Raw genomic sequence first — 23,215 nt, forward strand, 5'->3', positions numbered from 1 at the left:
GTTTTAACCCGTTTGCAAAAAGAAATAAAATGGTTGGCTTTAGCCAAAACTTAAAATATATTTCGGCTAAAGCCTTTTGTAAATTAAACTTCAACATCGGGCTAAAGCCCGATGCAATTGATAGAATATTTATCAAAATCCAAAAAATGAATACAAACCTCAACATAAAAGAAATCGACAGAATCATAGAAATGGCGTGGGAAGACCGAACGCCGTTTGAAGCGATACAATTCCAGTTCGGAATCAGCGAATCGGAAGTAATTGAACTGATGCGTTCGGAACTGAAGGAATCGAGTTTTAAACTTTGGAGAAAAAGAGTGAATTCGGGAGTGAGCCAAAAACACCTGAAGAAAAGAAGTGAAGAAATCGATCGCTTTAAATGCAGCAGACAGCGAATTATCAGCAATAATAAAATATCGAAAAGGTAGTTGATTTAACCGCAAAAGGCACAAAAGAATTGTTTGGAAATAAAGTTTTGCAAAAGAGCAAAAAAGCATTGTAAATAAAAACCTTAACAAGATTAGTCTCACAATGCAGATTATTAAATGAGCTGTATTAGAGATGTCACACTGAGCCTGTCGAAGTGTCTCGAAATAAAACCTTCATGTTCAAAAAATTAAAAATAAATCATTATGAAAAATATAATCATCATCGGTTGCGGAAAGGGAATCGGATTAGCAACGGCAAAAATTCTTGCAGAACAACACAAAATCATTGGAATTTCCAGAACGGAAAATCCTGAACTGAGTCATCCGAATATTGAATTTCACGCAATGGATATTCTTTCGGGAAATTTAGATGAAATTACTTTCCCTGAAGTGGTGGATGGATTGGTTTATGCACCGGGAAGCATTAATTTAAAACCTTTTAACCGACTTTCTGTGGATGATTTTAAGAATGATTTTGAAATCAATGTTTTGGGAGCGGTTAAAATTATTCAGAAACTGTTGCCGAATCTTAAAAAGTCGGAAAGTGCCTCTGTTGTGCTTTTCAGCTCAGTGGCAGCAAAATTGGGAATGCCTTTTCACGCTTCGATTGCGGCGAGTAAAAACGCTGTAGAAGGTCTTACGAAAAGTCTGGCGGCAGAATTTTCGGCTCAGAAAATCAGGGTCAATGCGATTGCACCATCTTTAACGGACACGAATTTAGCATCACAGCTTTTAGCAACACCCGAGAAAAGAGAAGCGTCTGCGAAAAGACATCCGTTGCAAAGAGTGGGAACGGCGGAAGAAATCGCGGAAATGACGGCTTTCCTTGTTTCGGATAAATCGTCGTGGATCACAGGACAGGTTTTCGGAATTGATGGCGGAATGGGAAGTGTGAAACTTTAACTTTATTGAGAGAGAGTTGGAGGGGTTTGAGCGTTGGAGAGTTGGAGCGTTGGAGGATTTAGATTCTTAAACCTCTTTATAAGATTATAAAAAAATATTTAAAATACTTAGATTAAATTTGCACTATGAATACTGATTTTTTCATTGATTTGCTGCATCAGGTTAAAGAATTTGAAAATTCCGAAGCTTATAAACCTCACTCTACGGTCGAGGATTTCCGTCTTTGGCTGAATGATAAAAAATACAGAAAAGAGAGTCCGACCAAGCTTTTTAAAAATGAACAGCATCAGGTTTCGTTCACAGAAAATGAAATCTGCAAACAGGTTCTGCTTTTGGGACGTTATTCTAAACAACTGATCCGAAAGGGACTGAATGATTTTCCTGAACTCGCCAATGAAGAATTTACCTATCTCTACCGACTGAAAGATGAACCGAATCTTACTAAAATTCAACTGATTGAAAGAAACGGGCACGAAAAACAGACGGGAACCCAAATCATCAAACGTCTTCTGGAATATGGCTTAATCGAAGAAAAGAACGACAGCGAAGATAAAAGAAGCAAGCGTCTCAACATCACCGAAAAAGGTGAAGATTATTTCCACCGTTCTGTTGAAAAGGTAAATATGACGTCGAGAATTCTTGCCGGAAAACTGGAAAATAAAGAAAAAACCGAACTTCTGGAATTGCTCAGAAAACTGAATGATTTTCATTCGCACGTATACTCGGAATACAGAAATGAAGATATTGGAAAAGTAATGGATTTGGTTGCCCACAAAAGGCATTCATAAATATATTTACCAACAAATTTTAAAATTCGTAAAAACTTTCAGACATTTTTGTTTTGTTTGAAAGTTTTATGCGTAATTATACATTCACATAGAAAAAATAAATGTCTGAATCTTAGCATAATTTCCCCAATCAGACAACAGAATATTGTGATATTCTTTATAATGGTATGATTTTTTTATTTTTAAATTTAATTAATCCGCTTCCGCCAATACCATCATTATCATCACAAAATCTTATATATGCTAATATCAGAAGAACTTTTACTCCACTATGGCGCAGAAGAAGAAACTTTCGATCGCCATCAAACCATTTTTAATGAAGGGGAAAAACCAAAATATTATTATCAGGTTGTAGAAGGCAGAATAAAACTGAACCATTACAATGATGAAGGCAGGGAACTTATTCTTGCCATTCTGGACAGAGGACTGAGTGTATGCGAACTTTTGCTGTTCATTGATCAGACCTATCCAGTAAATGCCGTTACTTTTGAAAAATGTACTGTATTAAGACTTTCGAAACAAAATTTCGTAAAGCTTCTAGACGAAAATCCTGAAATTTCAAGAGACATCAACAAATTCTTGTCCGAAAGACTTTATTACAAATATATTATGCTGGAAAACAATTCGTCTCTTCGTCCGGAAACAAGAATCGTAGGCGTTTTAGATTATCATAAAAGTTTTTATGAAGACCAGTCGAAATATTCATACGAAGTTCCGCTGACCCGACAGCAAATTGCCGCTATTACTGCTTTAAGAGTGGAAACAGTGGTGAGAGCAGTGAAAAGACTTGAAAAGGAAAATTATCTGAAAATTATCAACAGAAAAATCTTCGTCTGATCTTTTCATACCACAGTTGTGTGTTTTGAGCCAAAGTGGTCTTATAGTTGCAGATTCACCAGCAACCAAACACTAAAATAGTATATTATGGAAACGAAGACCGCAACAAAAAAAACACCTGCGAAAAAACCGACGTCAGCGAAAACAAATGTAAAATCAAACGCTAAAACCTCAACAAAGGCAGCCGCAAAAACGCCTGCAAAGAAAAATGCAGCAAAAGAGCTGAAAGACCTTTTTGAGGATTCTTTAAAAGATATTTACTGGGCAGAAAAAGCTTTACTAAAAGCTTTGCCTACCATGATGAAAAATGCAACGCATGAAAAGCTGAAAACTGCTATAGAAAACCACATCACAGAAACCGAAGGTCATGTGGAAAGACTGGAAGAATGTTTCAAAGCTCTGGGCAAGAAAGCGCAGGCTAAAAAATGTGATGCGATGCAGGGTTTACTGGATGAAGGAAAAAGCATTATCGAAGAAACAGAACCCGGAGCTGTAAGAGATGCCGGAATTATTGCCGCAGCACAGAAGGTTGAGCATTATGAAATTGCCACCTACGGAACTTTAGCGGCTTTCGCAAAAGTACTGGAAGAAAAAGACTGTCTTCAACATCTTTTAAGCACTTTGGAGGAAGAAAAAAAGTGTGATGAGCTGCTTACAAAGGTTGCAGACACCAATCTTAACAGCAAAGCATTGTAAAATATTTTACGGAAGGTAAAAGAACTTTTAAATCAAATAAATAGAGCTTGATCATTCAGGCTCTATTTTTTATTTGCTATGAAAACGATGTGGTTAATAAAAAAGCAGCCCTGAATGACTGCTTTCTGATAATCTATTGAATTTCATTAATTTTTACGAGATACTTTCCAGACGATTCCTCCTACATCATCTGCGACCAGTAAAGATCCATCTGCCATCTGCAAAACACCAACCGGTCTTCCGTAAACATCTCCTTTTGCTTCATTTGCTATAAAACCTGTAAGAAAAGGCTGATATGAACCGAAAGGTTTTCCGTTTTTAAAAGGGACAAAAGCAACCTGATACCCTACCAAAGATGAGCGGTTCCATGATCCATGCTGTCCTATGAAAGCTCCGTTTTTATATTTTTCCGGAAACTGAGAACCTGTATAAAATGTTAAACCTAAAGATGCGGTATGGCTTCCTAAAGGTACATCCGGAACTATTGTTTTCTGTACAAGATCGGGTCTTTCTCCTTTTCTTCGCGGATCTTCGTTTTTACCGAAGTAAGAATACGGCCAACCGTAAAAAGCATTCTGTTTTACACTGGTAAGATAATCCGGAACTAAATCGTCTCCTAATTCATCTCTTTCATTTACAACAGTCCAGAGTTCTCCGGTTAAAGGATTCCAGCTCATTCCGACAGGATTTCTGAGACCTGCTGCATAAATTTTCTCCCCGCTTCCATCGGGATTTACTTCTAAAATATTGGCTCTTCTCACCTCTTTATCCATTCCGTTTTCCCCTACATTGCTTCCCGATCCTACAGAAATATAAATTTTAGACTGATCTTTATTGGCAATGAGATTTCTTGTCCAGTGATTGTTGTATCCACCCGCAGGAAGACTTACGATTTTTTTCCCTGGCTTAGTGATCTTTACATCTCCCAGTTTGTAAGGATAAACCCATAATCCGTCTGTATTGGCAACATAAAACTGATCATTGATGATGAGCATTCCGTATGGCTGATTTAAATTGGCTAAAAATACGCTGGAAGATTCCGGAATACCATCTTTGTTGGTATCACGGTAAAGGATTATTCGGTTGGCAGATTTTCCGTCTACTTCAGCATCACTCTTACCACTGATGTCATTTTTAATTTTCTCCGAAACAGTACGTTCAGAATTAGACAACACCACAAATACGTCTCCATTCTCAGCCTGAATAATATTTCTGGGGCTTTTAATATTTTCCGCAAATCTTGTTACGGTAAATCCTTCAGGAGCAACAGGCGCTTTTCCTTTAGACCATCCCAATACGTTGCTGAATTTTGTCTTGCTGTTTTTTTCATCCGGTGCAGGAAGCTTCAGCGTATCGGTTTTGGTAACGGCGGTATTGCCCTCTGTTTTTTCTGTTTTATTTTCTTTGCAGCTCAACGTCAGCAAAGTTAACATGGGTAGAAAATAATGTTTCATATATTTTAAGTTGTGATTTTGTTTCTCAGAGATTACAAAAAGTATTCCTTTAAGAAAATAACTTATATGGATGAATATTATTAATCGATTTCTTCCGAATCAGATAAAATTGATCTTCAATTTTTCATTAATTTAAGATTTCGTTTAAGATTGGCTTTGTTTTTGCGATGCAACGAATATGAAAACAATTTTTATCGTTGAAGATGAGACAGGCATCAGAGATGCATTGCAGCTACTCCTGTCATTTGAGAATTATGACGTTCGTTCTTTCGCCAATGCTGAAGTATTTAACAACAGAGATCAATCCGTAGTTCCCGATATTTTTATCATGGATGTGAAATTACCGGATGGTTTGGGAACAGATTTATGCAACCAGATCAAAGAAAATCCCGCAACCTCTCATATTCCCGTAATGATTATCAGCGCTCATGCAAAAGCGGCAAACGTTGTAAACTCATGCAAAGCGGATGTTTTTATCCCAAAACCTTTTGATATTGATGATGTTATTTTGAAGATTGAAGATTTGATAAAACAGCCTAACCTTCAATAAATTAACATTGCCCTACTATAAATAGATCCTCCAAATTTAAATTTTGGAGGATTTTTTAATTGATATTGTTAAAGTTTCAAACAAATTTAGAACAACTTATATATGAAATTAATCTTTAAAAAATTTTCTAAATGACTCAAGTACATTGAAAAAACTGTCGTACTAATCGTGTTTTTGGTGAAAAATATAAATAGTAAGTTCCGAATACATTACCGGCATAGAGTTTCGATATAAATTTCATTGTTTCTCCATTTTCATCCTTCAGTTCAGGTGCATCAAGATCTGTAACATAATCGTTATCCTGAAAAGAATCTCTCATGTTCATATGATAAGCATCATTATCTGCCTGAACTTCTTCTTCCGTTTTCTCTCTCATATAGTCCTGTTGATCCCAAGAACATTCTGTACCAAAAGTTAGTATTAAATCACCTGAACTTTTTTCAGAATCACCTGTAAAGTAAACTGACTGTTCGGGAATTTCATTAAAATAATCATCAATCTCATTATTGCACCATTCTATAAATTCTGGCGTAAAATTTTCAGGTGATTTATCATCAAAACGCAGTAACTCGTATTTATTATCTTCTGTCAGTCTAAAATCCAAGACTGAATTAAAAACAGGCGCCATAACAAAATGAAATCTCAGACCTGAAAATTTCTTATCTACAACAGAACCCGGAAAACTGTACTTTGGTAACAAAATCTGCTGATCAAAATAAAAAGGATCTGCAAGAACTTTTGAAGGGTCTGACATTTCTTCTAAAACCCCCATAATTTTATCTTTAGTCTTTTTAAAATAAATCTTACGATTTCTTCTTTTTGGAAACTGCGAAAACTGGCGTACTAACTTTGTTTCTTCCGAATAAAATATATAATGCGTTCCCGGAAAATGCGGCGCGTAAATGCGGCAGACGAATTCCAGAGTATTCCCATTTTCATCTTTGAAGACAGGAAGACTATAATCTGTGGCATAGTTAAAATTTTCTTCAAAATTTTCGTATTCAAGCTCATCTTCCTCTTCGAGCTCATAAAGTATTTCATTTTCTTCCTCAGTTGTCTTCCTCAGATAATTACTGAAATGCCATTTTACTTTACCTGTAAGAAGTGTAATATTTTCTTTAGCATATTGATCCTCTTCATTTTCTACATAGGTTGCTGGTTCATTACTTTCCTCAAAATGAATTTCCATTGCTTCAGTATATTTCTCCAAAAGTTCAGGAGTGAATTCAGGAACCGATTCACCATTAAAACCCAGTAGTTCGTATTTATTTTTATCAATTAATCTGAAATCTGCATATTCAAAAATTGTAGGAAAAGCCATGAAATGAAAGGTTAATCCTTCTAGTTCAGGTTTTGCAAGAATTCCGGGTACAGAGAATTCGGGAATCAGAACTTTTTGTTCTGTATATATTTTGTCTTTTTCAATTAAAGCTTCTGAAGGATAACTTATTAATGTATTTCCGCATGAGCCTGTTATTGCTTTTTTGTAAGTTTTTATTACTCTTGATTTCATTATTTTGAGTTTAGTAAAAGATATTAAAATATCCTTTTGTATTATTAGTTTTATAAATATTGTAATTTTAAAATTCGCTGCAATATATGAAGTTTCAAATAATAAGCTAAAACCAGCGATGATTATCTTCAAAACACTCAATGTTAAAAGTTATTAATATTTATTTAAAAACATAATTTTTAACAGATTTTACATCTAAAAAGACAACAAAAAGGCTTTAATTTTAAATAAGTTAAAATACTTTATATTATTTATTTATGATTTTAATTTAGTTGTACAATTTTCTAAAAAATCGTAATTTTACGAATCTTTTTTACAAACAAAATCTAATAAATAAAAATGAATACAGAACAGTTTGTGAGCCGTCACATTTCCTTAAATGAAGCCGATAAACAGGCAATGCTGGAAAAAGTTGGCGTTTCAAGTATCGAGGAGCTTCTCTCTCAAACCATCCCTTCTTCTATCCGTTTAGAAAAAGATCTTGAAATCTCAGAACCGCTTTCAGAATATGAAATGCTGATCCATTCTAAGGAATTAGCATCGAAAAACACTGATTATACAAGCTACATCGGGTTCGGATATCACAACACGTTGTTGCCATCGGCTATTCAGAGAAACATCTTTGAAAATCCGAGTTGGTACACAGCATATACTCCTTATCAGGCGGAAATTGCACAGGGAAGACTGGAAGCGCTTCTTAATTTTCAGACTGTTGTATGTGATCTTACAGGTTTTGCCTTGGCAAATGCTTCATTATTAGACGAATCTACGGCTGCTGCAGAAGCAATGCATATGTTCTTCAACAACAGAACGAAAGATCAGAAAAAAGCAGGAGCCAATAAATTCTTTGTTTCCGATCTTGTGCTTCCTCAGACAGTATCTGTATTAAAAACAAAAGCGGAAGGTCTTGAAATCGAAATTGTAGAAGGAAATCATAAAACACATGAACTGGATGGTTCCTATTTCGGGGTTTTATTGCAGTATCCGGGTAAAAACGGAATTGTTTTAGATTATACAGATGACATCGCTGAATATAAAAAATTAGATCTTCAGGTGGTTGTAGCGTGTGATCCGATGGCTTTGGTGAAGTTAAAATCTCCGGCTTCAATGGGCGCTGACTGCGCAGTTGGAACAACGCAGAGATTCGGTATTCCATTGGGTTACGGTGGTCCTCACGCAGCATTCTTCTCTTGTAAGGAAGATTATAAGAGAGATATTCCGGGAAGAATTATCGGAGTTTCCCAGGATGTGTACGGAAGACGTGCTTTAAGAATGGCTTTACAGACGAGAGAACAGCACATCAAGAGAGAAAGAGCAACGTCAAACATCTGTACAGCTCAGGTTCTTTTAGCCGTTATGGCTGGAATGTACGCTGTTTATCACGGTCCGAAAGGATTAAATTATATCGCAGATCAGATTCATTTCAAAGCCAACGCTTTGAAGGGAGGTCTGAAAGCTTTAGGATATGAAATCGTGGAAGAACCGATCTTTGATACGGTAAAAATCACGATGAATGAAGATGAGAAAGGAAGACTGATGAGAATGATGCTTGATCACAAATTAAACTTAAACTACTTCACAGAAGGCGTTGTAAGTATTGCGATCAACGAAAGTACAACATTGGATAAGTTAAATTATCTGATGGCTTCTTTTGCCCAGTTCAAAGACAAGCAGACTTTCAAATTAGAAATTAAAGAAGGATACAGTATTCCGGAAGAGAATTTAAGAAAAGATGAAATTCTTACGGAAGAGGTATTCAACAAATACCATACAGAGACAGAATTGATGCGTTACATCAAGCGTCTGGAAAGAAAAGATCTATCGTTGACCCACTCAATGATTTCTTTAGGTTCCTGTACGATGAAACTGAACGCCGCAACGCAAATGTTACCGCTTTCATGGGACAATTGGGGTTCTGTTCATCCGTTTGTACCGGTTGACCAAGCAGGAGGTTATCAGGAAATGATCCGTGAACTGGAGAAAGATTTAGCTGAAATTACAGGTTTCGCAGGAACTTCTCTTCAGCCGAATTCCGGAGCTCAGGGAGAATACGCAGGATTAATGGTGATTAGAGAATATCACATTTCAAGAGGTGAAGGCCACAGAAACGTAGTATTGATTCCTCAGTCTGCACACGGAACCAACCCTGCTTCTGCGGCAATGGCAGGAATGAAAATTGTTGTGGTTAAAAACCTTGAGAACGGAGAAATCGATTTCGAAGATTTAAAAGCAAAAACAGAACAGCATTCTGAAAATCTTTCATGTGTAATGATCACCTATCCGTCTACTTACGGATTCTTCGATGCCAACATTAAAGAAATTACAGCTTTGATCCACGAACACGGAGGACAGGTTTATATGGACGGAGCCAACATGAACGCTCAGGTTGGATACACAAGTCCCGGAAACATCGGAGCAGATGTTTGCCACTTAAACTTACACAAAACGTTCGCAATTCCTCACGGAGGAGGTGGTCCCGGAGTTGGTCCGATTTGTGTGGCTAAACACTTAGTTCCTTTCTTACCTTCCAATGCAAATATCAGAATCGGATCGAAAGAAGCGATTGAAGGTATTTCTGCAGCACCTTACGGTTCTGGATTAATTCTGAATATTTCTTACGCCTACATCAAAATGCTAGGAAATTCAGGTCTGAAAAAATCAACGGAACACGCGATCCTGAATGCTAATTATTTAAAAGAAATTTTAGCAGAGCATTTCCCGATTTTATATTCAAACGAAAACGGAAGAGTTGCCCACGAATGTATCGTAGATTTCAGACAGTTCAAATCGTTAGGAATTGAAGTTGCCGATGTGGCGAAAAGATTAATGGACTATGGATTCCACGCTCCTACCGTTTCTTTCCCGGTTGCAGGAACTTTAATGATTGAGCCGACTGAGTCTGAAAGCAAAGCAGAAATCGACCGTTTTGCAGAAGCTTTAATCGCCATTAAACATGAAATTGATGAGATTGCAAATGGTGAAGCAGACGCAGCCAACAACGTATTGAAAAATGCGCCTCACACAGAGCAACTGGTAATCTCCGATTCTTGGGATAAACCATATAGCCGAGAAAAAGCAGCTTATCCTTTAGATTGGGTAAGAGACCACAAATTCTTCGCTACAGTTTCCAGAGTGGACGAAGCTTACGGAGACAGAAACTTAGTTTGTACCTGTGAGCCGATTGAAGCTTATATGTAATTAAAAGTTTTTAGCTATAGAAAAATCCCTTTCAGTGATGAGAGGGATTTTTTATGTCATTGCGAGGAGCGAAGCGACGAAGCAATCTCGTTTGGAAGGCTAAGACTTTCGATTTCTAATTAAAAAATTGATGTTCAAAATTAAAAAGTGAAGAAAAACACCTATTCCGATACAATAAATTATAAAATAATGAAAGGAATAAAATATATTGGCTATTGGTGTTATTGGAGACATGTTTCCTGTAAATATTGAAGATATACTATAAGGAAGTACTGTTGCAAATGTCCAAAAATTATTTCTATCAAGTTCTGCCTTTTTTACTTTATAATATTGAAGTTCATTTTTAAGATAGTTAATATTATTGTTTAAGACACTTTCAAATTTAGTTGAATCTATTTCTTCTCGACTTCCAAATGTATCCAATTTGTTTTTTAAAACACCTTCTTTATTAAATATATAAATAGTTCCCACGAAATCTCGTCGGATATTGAAATTAACGTCGCTGTGAATTACATAATCTCTTGTAAAAGTTAATCGCTTTAATTCCTTTATTTGCATTTTTAAAATACTATAATTCGAAAGTTCAATCTCCTCAAGATCTTTAATCTCATGTGGAAGAGACCGCGAATCATTAATCCACTCATTAAGAACTATCTTTTTTTGATTGGTGTGAATAGTAGTTTTAAACTCAAAACTGGCTGGGTTATTTTTGAGCATTAAGGTATATATAAAAGGAAAAATAATCAAATGTAAGGTTAATAGTAAAGAAAGAGAAACAAGTGTAAATTTATATTTTTCATTCTGCTTATTTTTCGAAACTCGATATATAAAAACACAAATAGATAGAAGAAATAATATTAGAAATATTGTTGAAAAAGATTCACCAATTCCGAATGATATTCTGTTTGTTAAAATTGTTTTCATACATATAAGGTTTAAAAATTATTTTTTGATAAATATTAAACTCCCTTTCAGGAATGAAAGGGAGTTTATCGTTTATATTGCAAATAGAGCAATCCGTAATTAATATAGAATTATAAATTCCTATCCATAATTTCACACAAAGCCGTCACCACTTCGCGGTGTTTTCCATCCGGATAGTTTTCCGAATAGTTTTGCTGCAATGCCGAAGAAGTATAATTATTCTTTTCCTGCAATTCCTTTGTCAAATTAAAAATGTAATTGAGTTCTTTAGATTCATCAGCATATTTTCCATTCGGGAAAAGATTTTCGTATTTTTTAATTAAATCATTGGCGGCAATAAATTCGTGCGTGTCTTTAATCATCAGTGAGCAGAAACCTTCTTCACTATCGATAAGAAATTTATAAGAATCTACCGCAGATTCCCAGATATTATCTTCACATACATCCGCATCAAAACCATATTCTAAAGCTTTGGTATAGTGCGATGTTGCGCCCCAGTAATCATTCTTGGAAAGATAGATCATTGCGCCGATCTGGTTATGGTAGATGGCTTTATTGTCGGGAAATTTTTCGAGTAAATTTTTAGAAAGGTTTAAAGCTTCTTCATAGTTTCCTGCCTGAATGGTATTGGAAAGTTCCCAGAAACCGTTTTTCTCTTCTTCTGATGCAAAATTGATTGCCATAGTGTATTAGTTTTAAATTAGAGCCCTAAAGTATTAAAAATGTTTAATTTCAGCGAATGTTTTTTTATAATCTTAAGATTTTCAATTTATCTTGAAGGTATTTCAGATGGTTTTTTAATCACATCCTCAAGCTTTACTTTGGGAAAGTTATCACTGGCAAAATAAACAAAATAGCCTCCTCTTTCTCTCAAACCGTGAAGATTTAACGCTAAATAAACATAATCGGTAAAGCTCATCGTAGAATGATCTGTAAAAGTATTACCATAATTATTTCCTTTGTACACAGTAGGGTTTTCACCTGAATCAAGATCTAAAGCGATCATATTGTATTCTGAATAAAAATCAAATATCTTTAGATCATTATCCACGTCGAAATGCGCATCCCATTTTTCAAATAAAACGGTTTTTAAAGGCAGTATCTGAAGGGAGCCGATGTGATTGTCATTGGCATCTAAATTCCATGCTTTACCTGCTCTTACTCTTCTGCTCACATAAGGTTCCCGATAATCCCATAAAATTTGAATATGACCGAATGCGCTGTACAATTCCTTAACAGCCGTGGGAATTTTTCTTTTTAATTTTTTCTCATATTTGTCGAAATCCTCATTGCTTAAAGGTTTTCCGATCGAAAAATAATGAATGTACAGATCTTCGCGCTGAAGCAGACCACGGATCATATTGTAGAAATCTCTTTTAAGATTTGGGAAAAAGCTGAGGTGTAAGTGATTTTCCAGCAGTTCATCTTCAAAAAGATATTTGCGGTTGATGTAACTGTAATTACCGGAAACAAAGAAATCGCGACCGATCAGCAAATAAACATCCTGTTCTTTATTAAATTTTTTCACTATGGCTCCAGAATTCTCAAGCCTATTTTTAACATCCCCTTTTTTACCGGCAAGGATAAATTTTTTCGATTCTGTATATACTTCAATCTGCCTTCCTTCGATTTCTTTTCTGATCAATTTTAATTCCATTTCGCTATTTTTTTTCAGTTATTGAGTTTAGAGTGAATTTTGCAAGCTCAATATTGGCTGTGGTAGCATCAGATGAAAAAATAAGATGTCCTAGAAGGTTTTTGGCTTCTTCCTTCTTTCCATTTTGGTCTAGTAAAATTGCTTTGTTTATTTCCAGAATTCCTTTGGTATCTGCATCAGGATTTTTTAACAGACCTTGTTCAATAGCGTTAAATTTTTCTGCTTTGTTATCCACAAGATTCGCAAGCTCTTTCCATGCAGGAGCAAAATCAGGAACTTTTTCGGTCAGCGTTTTGGTAATTTCTAATTTCTGTTCCTTATCATCCGTCCATTCTATTTGCAGATAAGCTAAATAGAGACCTTTAGGAAATTTTCCCGACTGTTCACCTTGAAGAGTGTATAAAGCTGTTTTTGTAGTGAAAAATCCTTTGGGTGAAAGATCATCAGTTTTTTTATAAAATTTTAAAGCATTATCGAAATCTCCTTTTAAAAGATATGTAAAAGCAAGATCATAGATAGGATATGACCAGTCGGGTTGAATTTTTATGGCTTCTTCAAGTTTCGCAATGGCAAGATCATACTTTCCTGACTGCCCGAGTTCTCTAGCTTCTGTATGCAGTTTTCTTGCTGTTGGATCAATATTTTTATTATCCATAATTTCATAATTTATTTTTCCTGTTGTATTTTTTAATTCGCTTTTCGTAATCATGTGACCTGCTTTATCTTTAAAAACAATATCATTTGTCGCAGATTTTGCTTCCTCTGATTTATTTTGGCAGGAATTGAAAATTAAAAGGATATACCCAAAAGTAAGGAGTGATTTTCTCAACATTTATATTATTTTTTACTGTAGAAGCTTTACAATTTCTGTGTTATTTTTCTCTTTTGCCATATCCAAAGCTGTTTTGCCGTCTTTATTTCTAATCGTTAAATCAGGTTTATATTGAAACAGAAATTTTACCGTTTCCAAATTTTCACCCTGAGCACAGTACATAATCGGGGTTTCATGATCAGCATCGATATTATTAATATCAGCGCCGTTTTTTATAAGATATTCCGCGATATTTAAATAGCCTTTACTGATTGCGCTTGCGAAAGGTGTTGCAAGATCTTTTGCTCTGGAGTCTACCATAGCTTTATTTTCGACTAGAAGTTTTACCACCTCAAATCTGTTATTTCTTGTGGCAAAACGTAATGCAGTCCACCCGTTAACATCCTGGAAATTTGGATTTGCTTTATTGCTGAGAAGTAATTCTACAATCTTTACAAATCCTTCCTGAGAAGCAAAATTCAGCGGAGTTGCGGTGCTTTCTAAAGGCGTATTAACATCGGCGCCTTTTTTTATTAAAAGTTCAACCAGTTTTATGTTTCCTGTTCCTACTGCAGAATATAAAGGCGTTAAACCATCTTCTTTTGATTTTTGGTTTATATTTTCTCCTTTCTCCAATAATTTCGTTACCTTTTCGATGTCCTGACCTTCAATAGCATTAAAGATTTTTTGAGAAAATACAGAGCTGAACGTAAATAGAGATAAAGCGACAAACAGTCTTTTGGTTTTCATAAGGTTAAAGTTTTTATTTGAAATTTAAATTTATAATTTCCAAATATAAAACAATATCTTATTAATCAATGATCATTGCCGGATCAAAAATTCTTTTCCTATTCATTAAAATAGAATCAAAATTTATTTTCTCAAAAGAATCATTTCTGTTATAATATTCGAATTTATACTTGTAGATTTCAATAATCTTATCTTTGATTTCCTTAGTAGGTTTCCGATCGTATTCATCACACAAACAAAGTGCTAATTCGCGCAAAGCAGACTCATACTCCCATTGATTTGTAACAGCTTCATCATTAATTTTTCTTTCTTTTTCCTCATCATGTAAAGGATAGTTGACTTTACAGTTTTTAAAAGTAATTTCTCCACTATATTTTTCAGAGCACGAAAGCAAAAACATCAGAAAAACTAAAAAAAATCCTGATTTCATTTAGCAAACTATACCTTTTCCGCTTTAGCTTCCAATGATTTAATCAAATTCCCTTTCACCACCGTAAAAGCATGATCTTTCGCCTCAGCAAAAGAAACATCATATTTCCTGTCTATACTTCTTAAATCTGCCGGAAACTTCATGAGTAAATCGTCATAAAAATCATCTAAAAATTGTTTTGAAGGGAGTGCATAATCTATTCTAAGCTGAAAACGTCTTAATAAAGCCGTGTCGATAATTTCAGGATGGTTTGTCGCACACAAAAGCAGGGCATTTTCCGGAAAATAATCAATCAACTGAATAAGAGTATTTACGAGACGTCTCATTTCGCCCACATCCTTATCGTCGCTCCCTCTTGCTTTCCCGATCTGGTCGAGCTCATCAAGAAAAAGAACGGATCTTTCTCTTGCCGCTTTATCAAAGATCATTTTAATATTCTGGGAAGTTTCCCCGATTCTGGAGGAAACAATATTGCTTAAATTGAGGATGATGATGCTTTTTCCCAAAGCATTGGCAATGGCTTTTGCGGTCATTGTTTTTCCGCAGCCGGAACTTCCCTGAAAAAGAATTTTGTTGTTTACCGGAAGTCCGTATTCCAGAAGTTCTTTGGAAAATGTATTTTCTTTAATAAGCTGTACAAGCTGTTCTTTATTTTGGGGATCAAGGAAAACATCATTAAGGCTAACTTCTTCTTTGTCTTGAATAATAAGATTGTACAGATTCATTTTGCTGAAATTATATACAAAGATAAAGGTTATCCAACAAAAAAGCCGAACAAATGAATGTTCGACTTTCTATCGGCTATTATAAAAATTAAAATTTGTCTTCCTTAGTGTAAAATCTTGCGCTATGTTTTTTGTGCCCTTTTACTCACGCTGAGTAAAAGAGCAGTCAATCTTTGCAGATTGAAAACATATAACAATATAATTTCGTCTTTTTGTTCAGGAACTGAATTTCTCCAGATCAGAACTTTCTAAATTAGTTTCTTTCTCTTCTTGCTGCTGCAAAATAAGAGGCGAATACTACTAAACATGTTGCAATTCCGATGTAAGTGATCATTTTGTTTAATTTTTAATTATTTGACTATTTATTATCAATTTTACATTTGCAATATTACGACTTTCAAACAAGGTTCCAAAATAAATAATCATGATGTATATCAGTGTTTTAAGCGGTTTTTGTTTAAGATTATGACAAAAATAGTTTACAAATAATTAATATAAAAATGAAAAAATAATACGGCTTTTTTTAATTTATGTGTAAAAATTTATTGATCTGTTAATTATTTCACAGCTTGTATTTAAAAGTTGATAATCCAAAAAAGAAAAAATGCAATACATAATAACATTTTCGGGGACAATAATATCTCACTTATTTTTGACATTTAACCTCCGCAATATTAAGAAATGTTAGCATAGAAACTCTAAAAGGCACATTTTCGAGTATTTTTTTTGAATAAAATTTTTTAGAATAAACAGAATAGCAGTTTTTTTCAGGACGAAAAATGATAGTGTTTTTCCTGATTTTCTATCAACATATTAGAAATTTTTGAAGAAGAATAATTATTTCCCAAAATTTTTTCCGGATGATATAGGAAAATGATAAAAGTGGAATATATAAACTCACTCAATTATAAAGAAGAATCAGATCCAGATCAAACTAAGATCGATAAATCAAATTACGATCGTCTGTGTCTTTTTTAATGTCCATTTACCGCTTTTGAAAACAGCTTCTATAAATCCGCGGTTCAATCCACTTCTGTAATTGATCAGAAACCGACACAAGAGGAATTAGAATATACGCGAATTTCATGGCTGATGAATTTTTCTAATACAATTTCTGATCTTTTTCACAGAAAAAACTCGTTCTCTTCCCTTTTCCTGTATCTTTTTTCACAATTTCCAGACCGCATTTCGGGCATTTTTCCTGATGATACACTTCAAAATGTTTTCTCAGGACATTCGCTTTTTTCCATTTCTTAAAATCGAAACTGTAATTTCTGGCTTCTGCAATCAGTTCCTTTAATTTTTTTGAAGGTAAATTTTTAATAAAAGTTTCAGGATGAACTCCAATTCTGAACAAAGCTTCATTTTTAATAATATTCCCCACTCCCGCAAAAATATCCTGATCCATCAAAGCATCACAAACCATCATTTCAGGATTTGCTTTTAACCTTTCTTCTGCCTTTTCGGGATTCCACAGATCGCTCATCACATCGGCTTCCCAATCGATATCTTTTAAGAATTTGTCTTTTACCGTTTTTACATTGCAGGTATAGAAATACATTCCACCGTTCTTAAACGTTAAGCCCAGACGAAGATTCTGCGCCTGATCTTTTCTTTCAAATAAGCTGTAAGAACCAAACATCAGCAAATGAATTCGGATATTCGCTTTATCAAAAATTAAAAACGTCTGCTTTCCGAAGGTTTTGATTTCGCGTAAAATATGATCTTTAATTCCTGTAGTTTCAGTAATCGAACTTCCTTTTACCTCCATTACTTTTTCGCCTGCAAATTTCTGCAGATCTTCTTTCATCAGAACAATCGGTGGACCTTCGGGCATAGCATATGAATTTGAAAATGTACACAACAATTATTTTGCCATGAATTTTTATTTATTCATAAACGTTTTGGATTTCGGGACAGATTCTTGTGAGGATTGCCGGCAATAATAAATTTAAAACTGGATAAGCCTAAACAAATGACCGGAATGAATCTTTTTATGATCATTCTGCTTCTCAATTAAATGAGGCCCTGAATTCTTTTGGGGTTAAATTGGTCTTGCTTTTAAATAATTTATTGAAAGATTGAGAATGCTCAAAACCAAGCTGATAAGCTATTTCACCAACGGATAAATTGGTAGAGGTTAATATCACTTTAGCCTGTTCAATAATTTTATGATGAATATGTTGCTGCGTACTCTGTCCCGTTAGCGACTTCAGCATATCACTCAGATAATTGGGCGAAACATGAAGCTGCTCTGAAAGATACTGAACAGACGGAAGTCCTGACTCGATGATCTTATTACTGTTGAAATATTCATCAAGCAAAGTTTCCATTTTAACGAGCAAATCATTGCTTGCTTTTTTGCGGGTAAGAAATTGCCTGTTGTAAAATCTGTTGCAATAGTTAAGCAATAATTCCAGTTGGGAAACCATGACATCCTGACTGAACTGGTCTATTGAAGTCTGATATTCCTGCTCTATACTTTTGAAAATTCCTTCTAACATTTTTTCTTCTTTATCCGATAAATGCAGGGCTTCATTTATAGAATACGAAAAAAAACCATAATCTTTAATGGTTTTGCCCAGCGGATAATTCAAAATAAAATCCTGATGAAAAACCAGCCACCAACCCGAAACTTCATAGTTATCTTCACTGTCAGCCGATAAGACTTGTTGAGGGGCGGTCATTCCCAATACACCTTCATCGAAATCGTAATAATTTTGACCATACTTTAGTTTTCCCTTCAGATTTTTCTTCAGAGATATTCCGTAAAAATTAAGACTAAAATTTACTTTTCCTTTGGTATCAGAACGTCCAATATCATCCATTTTTATTAGACTTATCAGAGGATGCAATGGCTTTGAAAGTCCCAACAGACTGTGCAGTTCAGAAACGGAATTTATTTTTATATTCGGTATTTTATTTCCCATCTTTCAAACTTATAAAAAATCATTAAAGCAAAACAAAATCCTGTCCCGCTTTAATGATTTCGATTCTTATTATTTGTCTTTTATAAACAGCCAAGCCCAGGCAATCAGCAAAAACTGAAAAGGCAGCCTTATTATGCTTGCTGTAAAATTCTCGTTACCGGTTCTGTAATAATCAACACTTTGAGGAATGTGGATGACAAAGAAAAAAACAAGTAACATTACAATAATTAATTGAGCCGACATTGCTCTTGTTTTTAACGGAATAAGCAAAACTGCCAATGCAATTTCGGCAACGCCGCTTAATAAAATCAGCAGTGAATGCGATGGAAGCCACGAAGGCATCATCGCATCATACTGTTCCGGTTTAATGAGATGCATCAAACCCATAAGAAAGTAAAAAGCGGCTAAAAGATAAAGCAATATAATTTTTACTTTTTTCATTTTTTACCTATTGAGCATTTTCTGAAACTTCTTTCCATTCTTTCCATGTTTCTAGCCTTTTGCTGTAAGCAGGTTCAATCATCATCAAAGGAAGCGATCCTAAAAACAGTCTCAATGGCGGATTTTCGGCATCTGTCAATTTTAAAATCGCATCGGCAGTTGCTTCCGGATTACCAAAAGACATATTTTTGCTGTTTTCAAGCATTGCGTTCCTTAGTGCGCTGTACGCCTCGATGGGTTTGCTGTGGCTTGCTGAAGTCGTAGCCCAGTCTGTTGCATAAGCAGCAGGTTCTATTAAGGTTGTTTTGATGCCGAACTGAGCAACTTCCTGATTTAGAGACTCACATATTCCTTCCACAGCCCATTTTGAAGCATGATAAATACTCAGACTTGGAAACGCCATTACTCCGCCAATACTTGATACCTGTAAAATATGTCCCGCTTTTTGGTCTCTCATAATAGGTAAAACCGCCTGAATCATCCACAGAGAACCAAATACATTGGTTTCAATTTGCTGCCTTGCCTCAGCTTCAGAAATTTCTTCTACATATCCGAAATGTCCATACCCTGCATTATTAATAAGGATATCTAATTTTCCAAAATGACTGACTACCTTTTCAACGGCTGAAAAACAATCTTCTCTATTATCTACATCTAATGTTACCGGTAATACGGCATCCCCATATTCAGATACCAGTTCTTTCAGCGTTTCAGTATTACGTGCCGTTGCTGCTACTTTATCTCCACGCTTCAATGCAGCTTCTGCCCATACTTTTCCAAAACCTTTTGATGCTCCTGTGATCAGCCAGATTTTTGATTCCATCTTTTTTTTATTTAAATTGTTAATGATGATACAAATTTCAGCCGATCTGTCCGGATATTTGTAGCCAAATCTCAGAATATTGTATCCAAAAACTAGCGATGAAGCTCTTTAAACATTTCAATATATTTCTCTTTGAACAGTTTTTCGGCGTTTTCAGGGAAACGGAAACCATCGGGTCCCACGTAAATTTGTCTGGTTGTGTGATCTTGATCTGAAATCCTGATCTGGTTGTATTTCGTTAACCACACATCGAAATGTTCGATCAGTTTTGTGGCTTCGTCCAATAATTCAGGAGGTAAAGCATGACCGTTATTGATGAGCAGATCTCTGATGTGCTGATTGGATTTTAAAATAATTTCATCTTCATAAAATCCGTCATATTTCTGTATTTTAGAATATTTGTTCTGAAAAGCAAGCTTTAAACGGTTCAGATGAATGTAAACCTGTCCTAACAATTCTACGGTATTTTTTCGCCATTCAAAATAAGCCGTATCTTTTTTTGATAACGCTTCAAATTCCCTTTTCAAAACGGAATTGTATTTTTCTGTTCTTTTGTGAAAGAAATAAGCAATTATTGCGGTGAAAAATCCTGTAACAATCGTGCTTCCAAGGATTTGTTTAAAAAATTCGGACATGATTTCAGTTTTTTGGAGTTAATGATCCTAAAATTACGATGAAAATCTGCAAAATGTCACAGGTATTTTACGGAAAAACAAAAGCGGGAAACACGATATTTTTCAGAAAAATTCTTCCGATTAGTTCGTAAAAAATAAAATTTGAAGTAATTTTGAAAAATGATGAACTTAAACCAGATTTTCACGAATCAGCGTACCGGAAACAATCCACAGACAAAGGCTTCAAGAACGGATTTTCAGAGGGATTTTGACAGAATTATTTTCTCTTCGGCTTTCCGCAGACTGCAGAATAAAACGCAGGTTTTTCCGCTTCCGGGAAGTGTTTTTGTACACAACCGTTTAACGCATTCGCTGGAAGTTTCGTCCGTTGGAAGAAGTCTGGGAAGCGTGATGGGGGAGTTTATTCATGACGAATTTAAAAATGATCTTACTGAAGATTCCAAAAACTTTTACCTTCACAATTTAGGCAACGTTATTGCGGCGGCTTGTCTCTGTCACGATGTCGGAAACCCCGCTTTTGGACATTCCGGAGAAGATGCAATTGCGAGTTATTTTGAAAGAAATGAATCTGATTTAAAGCCTAAATTCAATGAAAAAGAATGGGCGGATCTGGTGAATTTTGAAGGAAATGCCAATGCAATAAGAGTTCTGGCGCAGCAACAGCAGGGAAAAGATGCGGGAGGAATTCAGCTTACGTTTTCTACTTTGGCAAGTATCGCCAAATATCCGTGTGAAGCCATTGCTAAAAAGAAAGGGATCATTCACCGTAAAAAGTTCGGATTCTTTCAGAACGAAAAAGATATTTTCCTTGAAATTGCAAAAGGCACGAATTTAATTTCAGAAAGCGAAGAACCTTGTATTTTTAAGCGACATCCTTTTGTCTGGCTGGTTGAAGCTGCAGATGATATCTGTTACAATATTATCGACATGGAAGATGCTCACCGATTGGGAATCGTTTCCACAGCGGACTGCAAAAACCTATTCTTTGAACTGGTAAAATCTGAAACCGACGATATAAATCGAGTAAAAGTCAAGCTGGATTCCATTGGAAATGAAAACGAACAGATTTCTTATTTAAGAGCAAAAGTAATCAATGCATTAATCAACAAATCGATTGAGCTTTATAAAAATAACTTTAATACCATTCTGGAAGGAAATTTAGAAAAAGGTCTTCTGGATATTTATAAGTCTGAAAATAATGCTTTACAGGATATAGAATCTTTCTCGATAGAAAAAATCTACAATCATAAAGCGGTGGTGGAAATTGAAAATGCAGGTTATAATGTAATGTACGAATTGCTGGATCATTTTATTCCGTCTATTCTCAAATCACATGATGAAAGGAAATCTTACGACAAAAAAGCGTTAAAACTGCTTCCTAAACAGTTTGTATACGATGAAGGAACCGATTACCAGAAAGTTTTGGGCGTAATTGATTTTGTCTCCGGAATGACGGATAATTATGCAACCGATCTTTACCGTAAAATTAAAGGAATCGACATCGGAATGACGGTGTAATTGCTTTTTAGTTATACAAAAACGACTATTAGTATTTAAAAATAAGAAACTTCTTCAATTTAAAATTGTTGAAGTTTTTTTATGCCCTAAACTCACCGTAAATTTCTTTTTTCTCCGTGCATATCAACTGTTGATTGTCATAGCTGTAACGTTTAAATTATTTTTTATATATTTAAACAAACACAGACAAATGTTTTTCAGTTAATTAAAAATTTACACCCCATAAAAAAATCAAATTATGACATATTTAGGAATTATTGTTTTTATCGGATTGGTAACCTTATTTGCTTCTTTTTTCACAGTGAAACAGGAAACCGCAGCCATTGTAGAGCGACTCGGAAAATTTCACTCCGTCCGTCATGCAGGTTTGCAGCTTAAAATCCCTTATCTGGACAGAATCTCAAAAAGAATGAACCTCAGAATCCAGCAACTGGATGTAATGATTGATACGAAGACTCTGGATAATGTTTTTGTGAAAATGAAGATTTCCGTTCAGTTTCAGGTGATCAGAACTCAGGTTGCCGATGCTTTTTACAGGCTGGAAAGTCCGCACGACCAGATTACATCATATGTTTTTGATGTCGTAAGAGCCGAAGTTCCGAAATTAAAACTGGATGATGTTTTCTTAAAAAAAGATGATATTGCCATCGCTGTAAAAGCAGAACTTCAGGAAGCGATGCAGAGTTACGGATATGATATCATCAAAGCTCTGGTTACAGATATTGATCCGGATGAGCAAGTAAAACACGCCATGAACAGAATCAACGCTGCCGAAAGAGAAAAAACAGCCGCAGAATACGAATCTGAAGCCCAGAGAATAAGAATTGTAGCCGTGGCAAAAGCCGAAGCAGAATCTAAAAAACTGCAGGGACAAGGTATTGCAGACCAGAGAAGAGAAATTGCAAAAGGTCTGGAAGAGTCTGTAAGAATGCTGAACAACGTTAATATCAATTCTCACGAAGCATCTGCTCTTATTGTTGTAACGCAGCATTATGACACGCTTCATTCTGTGGGAGCAAGCAACAGAAGCAACCTTGTTTTACTGCCCAATTCGCCCACCGCAGCAAGCGGAATGCTGAATGATCTTGTGGCCGCCATGACCACTGCCAATACAGTAGGAGAAATGACCAAAGGAAATTATCCTAAACCGCCGAATGATCACGATCACAATACAAACAACAGCAGATAAAGCAAAACCTCCGGA

At 35.2% G+C, this 23,215-nt stretch carries 23 protein-coding genes; 9 read left to right on the forward strand and 14 right to left on the reverse strand.

Going from position 1 to position 23,215, the window contains the following annotated elements:
* Positions 1-146 precede the first annotated feature (146 nt).
* The 5 genes from PFY09_RS04200 (at position 147) to PFY09_RS04220 (ending at position 3,652) form a co-directional block, all read left to right on the forward strand.
* Entirely contained in the window at positions 147-428 is a 282-nt protein-coding gene (locus PFY09_RS04200; RefSeq protein ID WP_271161516.1) for a TIGR03643 family protein, read from the forward strand.
* 204 nt (positions 429-632) lie between these two features.
* Positions 633-1,331 (forward strand): SDR family NAD(P)-dependent oxidoreductase, encoded by a 699-nt coding sequence (locus PFY09_RS04205; protein ID WP_271161517.1) that lies wholly within the window; start codon positions 633-635, stop codon positions 1,329-1,331.
* A gap of 125 nt (positions 1,332-1,456) precedes the next feature.
* Positions 1,457-2,119: a MarR family winged helix-turn-helix transcriptional regulator gene (locus PFY09_RS04210; protein ID WP_108411707.1), complete on the forward strand. Its 663-nt coding sequence runs from the start codon at positions 1,457-1,459 to the stop codon at positions 2,117-2,119.
* A gap of 240 nt (positions 2,120-2,359) precedes the next feature.
* The gene (locus tag PFY09_RS04215; RefSeq protein WP_076394653.1) at positions 2,360-2,956 is read left to right on the forward strand and encodes a Crp/Fnr family transcriptional regulator; all 597 of its coding nucleotides are present in this window, start codon (positions 2,360-2,362) and stop codon (positions 2,954-2,956) included.
* 87 nt (positions 2,957-3,043) lie between these two features.
* Positions 3,044-3,652, forward strand: a complete 609-nt coding sequence (locus PFY09_RS04220) for a YciE/YciF ferroxidase family protein (RefSeq protein ID WP_271161518.1) — start codon at positions 3,044-3,046, stop codon at positions 3,650-3,652.
* Between the two features lie 146 nt (positions 3,653-3,798).
* Here the strand turns inward: PFY09_RS04220 and PFY09_RS04225 are convergent, their stop codons facing one another.
* The gene (locus PFY09_RS04225; protein ID WP_271161519.1) at positions 3,799-5,106 is read right to left on the reverse strand and encodes a PQQ-dependent sugar dehydrogenase; all 1,308 of its coding nucleotides are present in this window, start codon (positions 5,104-5,106) and stop codon (positions 3,799-3,801) included.
* Between the two features lie 178 nt (positions 5,107-5,284).
* Between PFY09_RS04225 and PFY09_RS04230 the strand changes: the two genes are divergently transcribed.
* Positions 5,285-5,656 (forward strand): response regulator, encoded by a 372-nt coding sequence (locus PFY09_RS04230; protein WP_271161520.1) that lies wholly within the window; start codon positions 5,285-5,287, stop codon positions 5,654-5,656.
* 136 nt (positions 5,657-5,792) lie between these two features.
* Here the strand turns inward: PFY09_RS04230 and PFY09_RS04235 are convergent, their stop codons facing one another.
* Positions 5,793-7,169, reverse strand: coding sequence for a hypothetical protein (locus PFY09_RS04235; RefSeq protein WP_271161521.1), 1,377 nt, complete (start codon positions 7,167-7,169; stop codon positions 5,793-5,795).
* Between the two features lie 339 nt (positions 7,170-7,508).
* Here PFY09_RS04235 and gcvP point away from each other — a divergent pair, with 339 nt between their 5' ends.
* Complete coding sequence (gene gcvP / locus PFY09_RS04240; protein WP_076394646.1) at positions 7,509-10,367, forward strand: aminomethyl-transferring glycine dehydrogenase; 2,859 nt, start codon at positions 7,509-7,511, stop codon at positions 10,365-10,367.
* A gap of 99 nt (positions 10,368-10,466) precedes the next feature.
* On the opposite strand, the gene PFY09_RS04245 is transcribed toward gcvP, so the two are convergent.
* From PFY09_RS04245 to PFY09_RS04300, 12 genes are all read right to left on the reverse strand, one after another.
* Positions 10,467-11,291, reverse strand: coding sequence for a hypothetical protein (locus tag PFY09_RS04245; RefSeq protein WP_271161522.1), 825 nt, complete (start codon positions 11,289-11,291; stop codon positions 10,467-10,469).
* 110 nt (positions 11,292-11,401) lie between these two features.
* The gene (locus PFY09_RS04250) at positions 11,402-11,974 is read right to left on the reverse strand and encodes a hypothetical protein (protein WP_271161523.1); all 573 of its coding nucleotides are present in this window, start codon (positions 11,972-11,974) and stop codon (positions 11,402-11,404) included.
* 86 nt (positions 11,975-12,060) lie between these two features.
* Positions 12,061-12,948: a hypothetical protein gene (locus PFY09_RS04255; RefSeq protein WP_271161524.1), complete on the reverse strand. Its 888-nt coding sequence runs from the start codon at positions 12,946-12,948 to the stop codon at positions 12,061-12,063.
* A 4-nt stretch (positions 12,949-12,952) separates the two neighbouring features.
* A complete protein-coding gene (locus PFY09_RS04260; protein ID WP_271161525.1) occupies positions 12,953-13,780 on the reverse strand; it encodes a tetratricopeptide repeat protein in 828 nt (275 codons plus the stop codon).
* A gap of 12 nt (positions 13,781-13,792) precedes the next feature.
* Complete coding sequence (locus PFY09_RS04265; protein WP_271161526.1) at positions 13,793-14,509, reverse strand: ankyrin repeat domain-containing protein; 717 nt, start codon at positions 14,507-14,509, stop codon at positions 13,793-13,795.
* 61 nt (positions 14,510-14,570) lie between these two features.
* Positions 14,571-14,939, reverse strand: a complete 369-nt coding sequence (locus PFY09_RS04270) for a hypothetical protein (protein WP_271161527.1) — start codon at positions 14,937-14,939, stop codon at positions 14,571-14,573.
* 8 nt (positions 14,940-14,947) lie between these two features.
* Positions 14,948-15,664 carry an AAA family ATPase gene (locus PFY09_RS04275; protein ID WP_271161528.1) on the reverse strand — a complete coding sequence of 239 codons (717 nt, stop codon included), beginning with the start codon at positions 15,662-15,664 and terminating at the stop codon, positions 14,948-14,950.
* 1,102 nt (positions 15,665-16,766) lie between these two features.
* On the reverse strand, positions 16,767-17,501 hold the full coding sequence (locus tag PFY09_RS04280; protein WP_271161529.1) for an endonuclease: 735 nt from the start codon (positions 17,499-17,501) through the stop codon (positions 16,767-16,769).
* Positions 17,502-17,676: 175 nt separating this feature from the next.
* On the reverse strand, positions 17,677-18,594 hold the full coding sequence (locus tag PFY09_RS04285) for a helix-turn-helix domain-containing protein (RefSeq protein ID WP_108409420.1): 918 nt from the start codon (positions 18,592-18,594) through the stop codon (positions 17,677-17,679).
* Between the two features lie 69 nt (positions 18,595-18,663).
* The gene (locus tag PFY09_RS04290) at positions 18,664-19,035 is read right to left on the reverse strand and encodes a DoxX family protein (protein WP_271161530.1); all 372 of its coding nucleotides are present in this window, start codon (positions 19,033-19,035) and stop codon (positions 18,664-18,666) included.
* Positions 19,036-19,042: 7 nt separating this feature from the next.
* Entirely contained in the window at positions 19,043-19,858 is an 816-nt protein-coding gene (locus tag PFY09_RS04295) for an SDR family oxidoreductase (protein ID WP_271161531.1), read from the reverse strand.
* A 92-nt stretch (positions 19,859-19,950) separates the two neighbouring features.
* Positions 19,951-20,493: a hypothetical protein gene (locus PFY09_RS04300; protein ID WP_271161532.1), complete on the reverse strand. Its 543-nt coding sequence runs from the start codon at positions 20,491-20,493 to the stop codon at positions 19,951-19,953.
* Positions 20,494-20,655: 162 nt separating this feature from the next.
* On the opposite strand from PFY09_RS04300, the gene PFY09_RS04305 reads away from it, so the two are divergent.
* Together PFY09_RS04305 and PFY09_RS04310 are read left to right on the forward strand one after the other, a co-directional pair.
* Positions 20,656-22,011, forward strand: coding sequence for a deoxyguanosinetriphosphate triphosphohydrolase (locus PFY09_RS04305; protein ID WP_271162329.1), 1,356 nt, complete (start codon positions 20,656-20,658; stop codon positions 22,009-22,011).
* 238 nt (positions 22,012-22,249) lie between these two features.
* Positions 22,250-23,200 (forward strand): SPFH domain-containing protein, encoded by a 951-nt coding sequence (locus PFY09_RS04310; RefSeq protein ID WP_076394624.1) that lies wholly within the window; start codon positions 22,250-22,252, stop codon positions 23,198-23,200.
* Positions 23,201-23,215: the final 15 nt, after the last annotated feature.

Source organism: Chryseobacterium gambrini, assembly GCF_027920505.1.
GTDB classification, from domain to species: Bacteria; Bacteroidota; Bacteroidia; order Flavobacteriales; family Weeksellaceae; genus Chryseobacterium; species Chryseobacterium gambrini.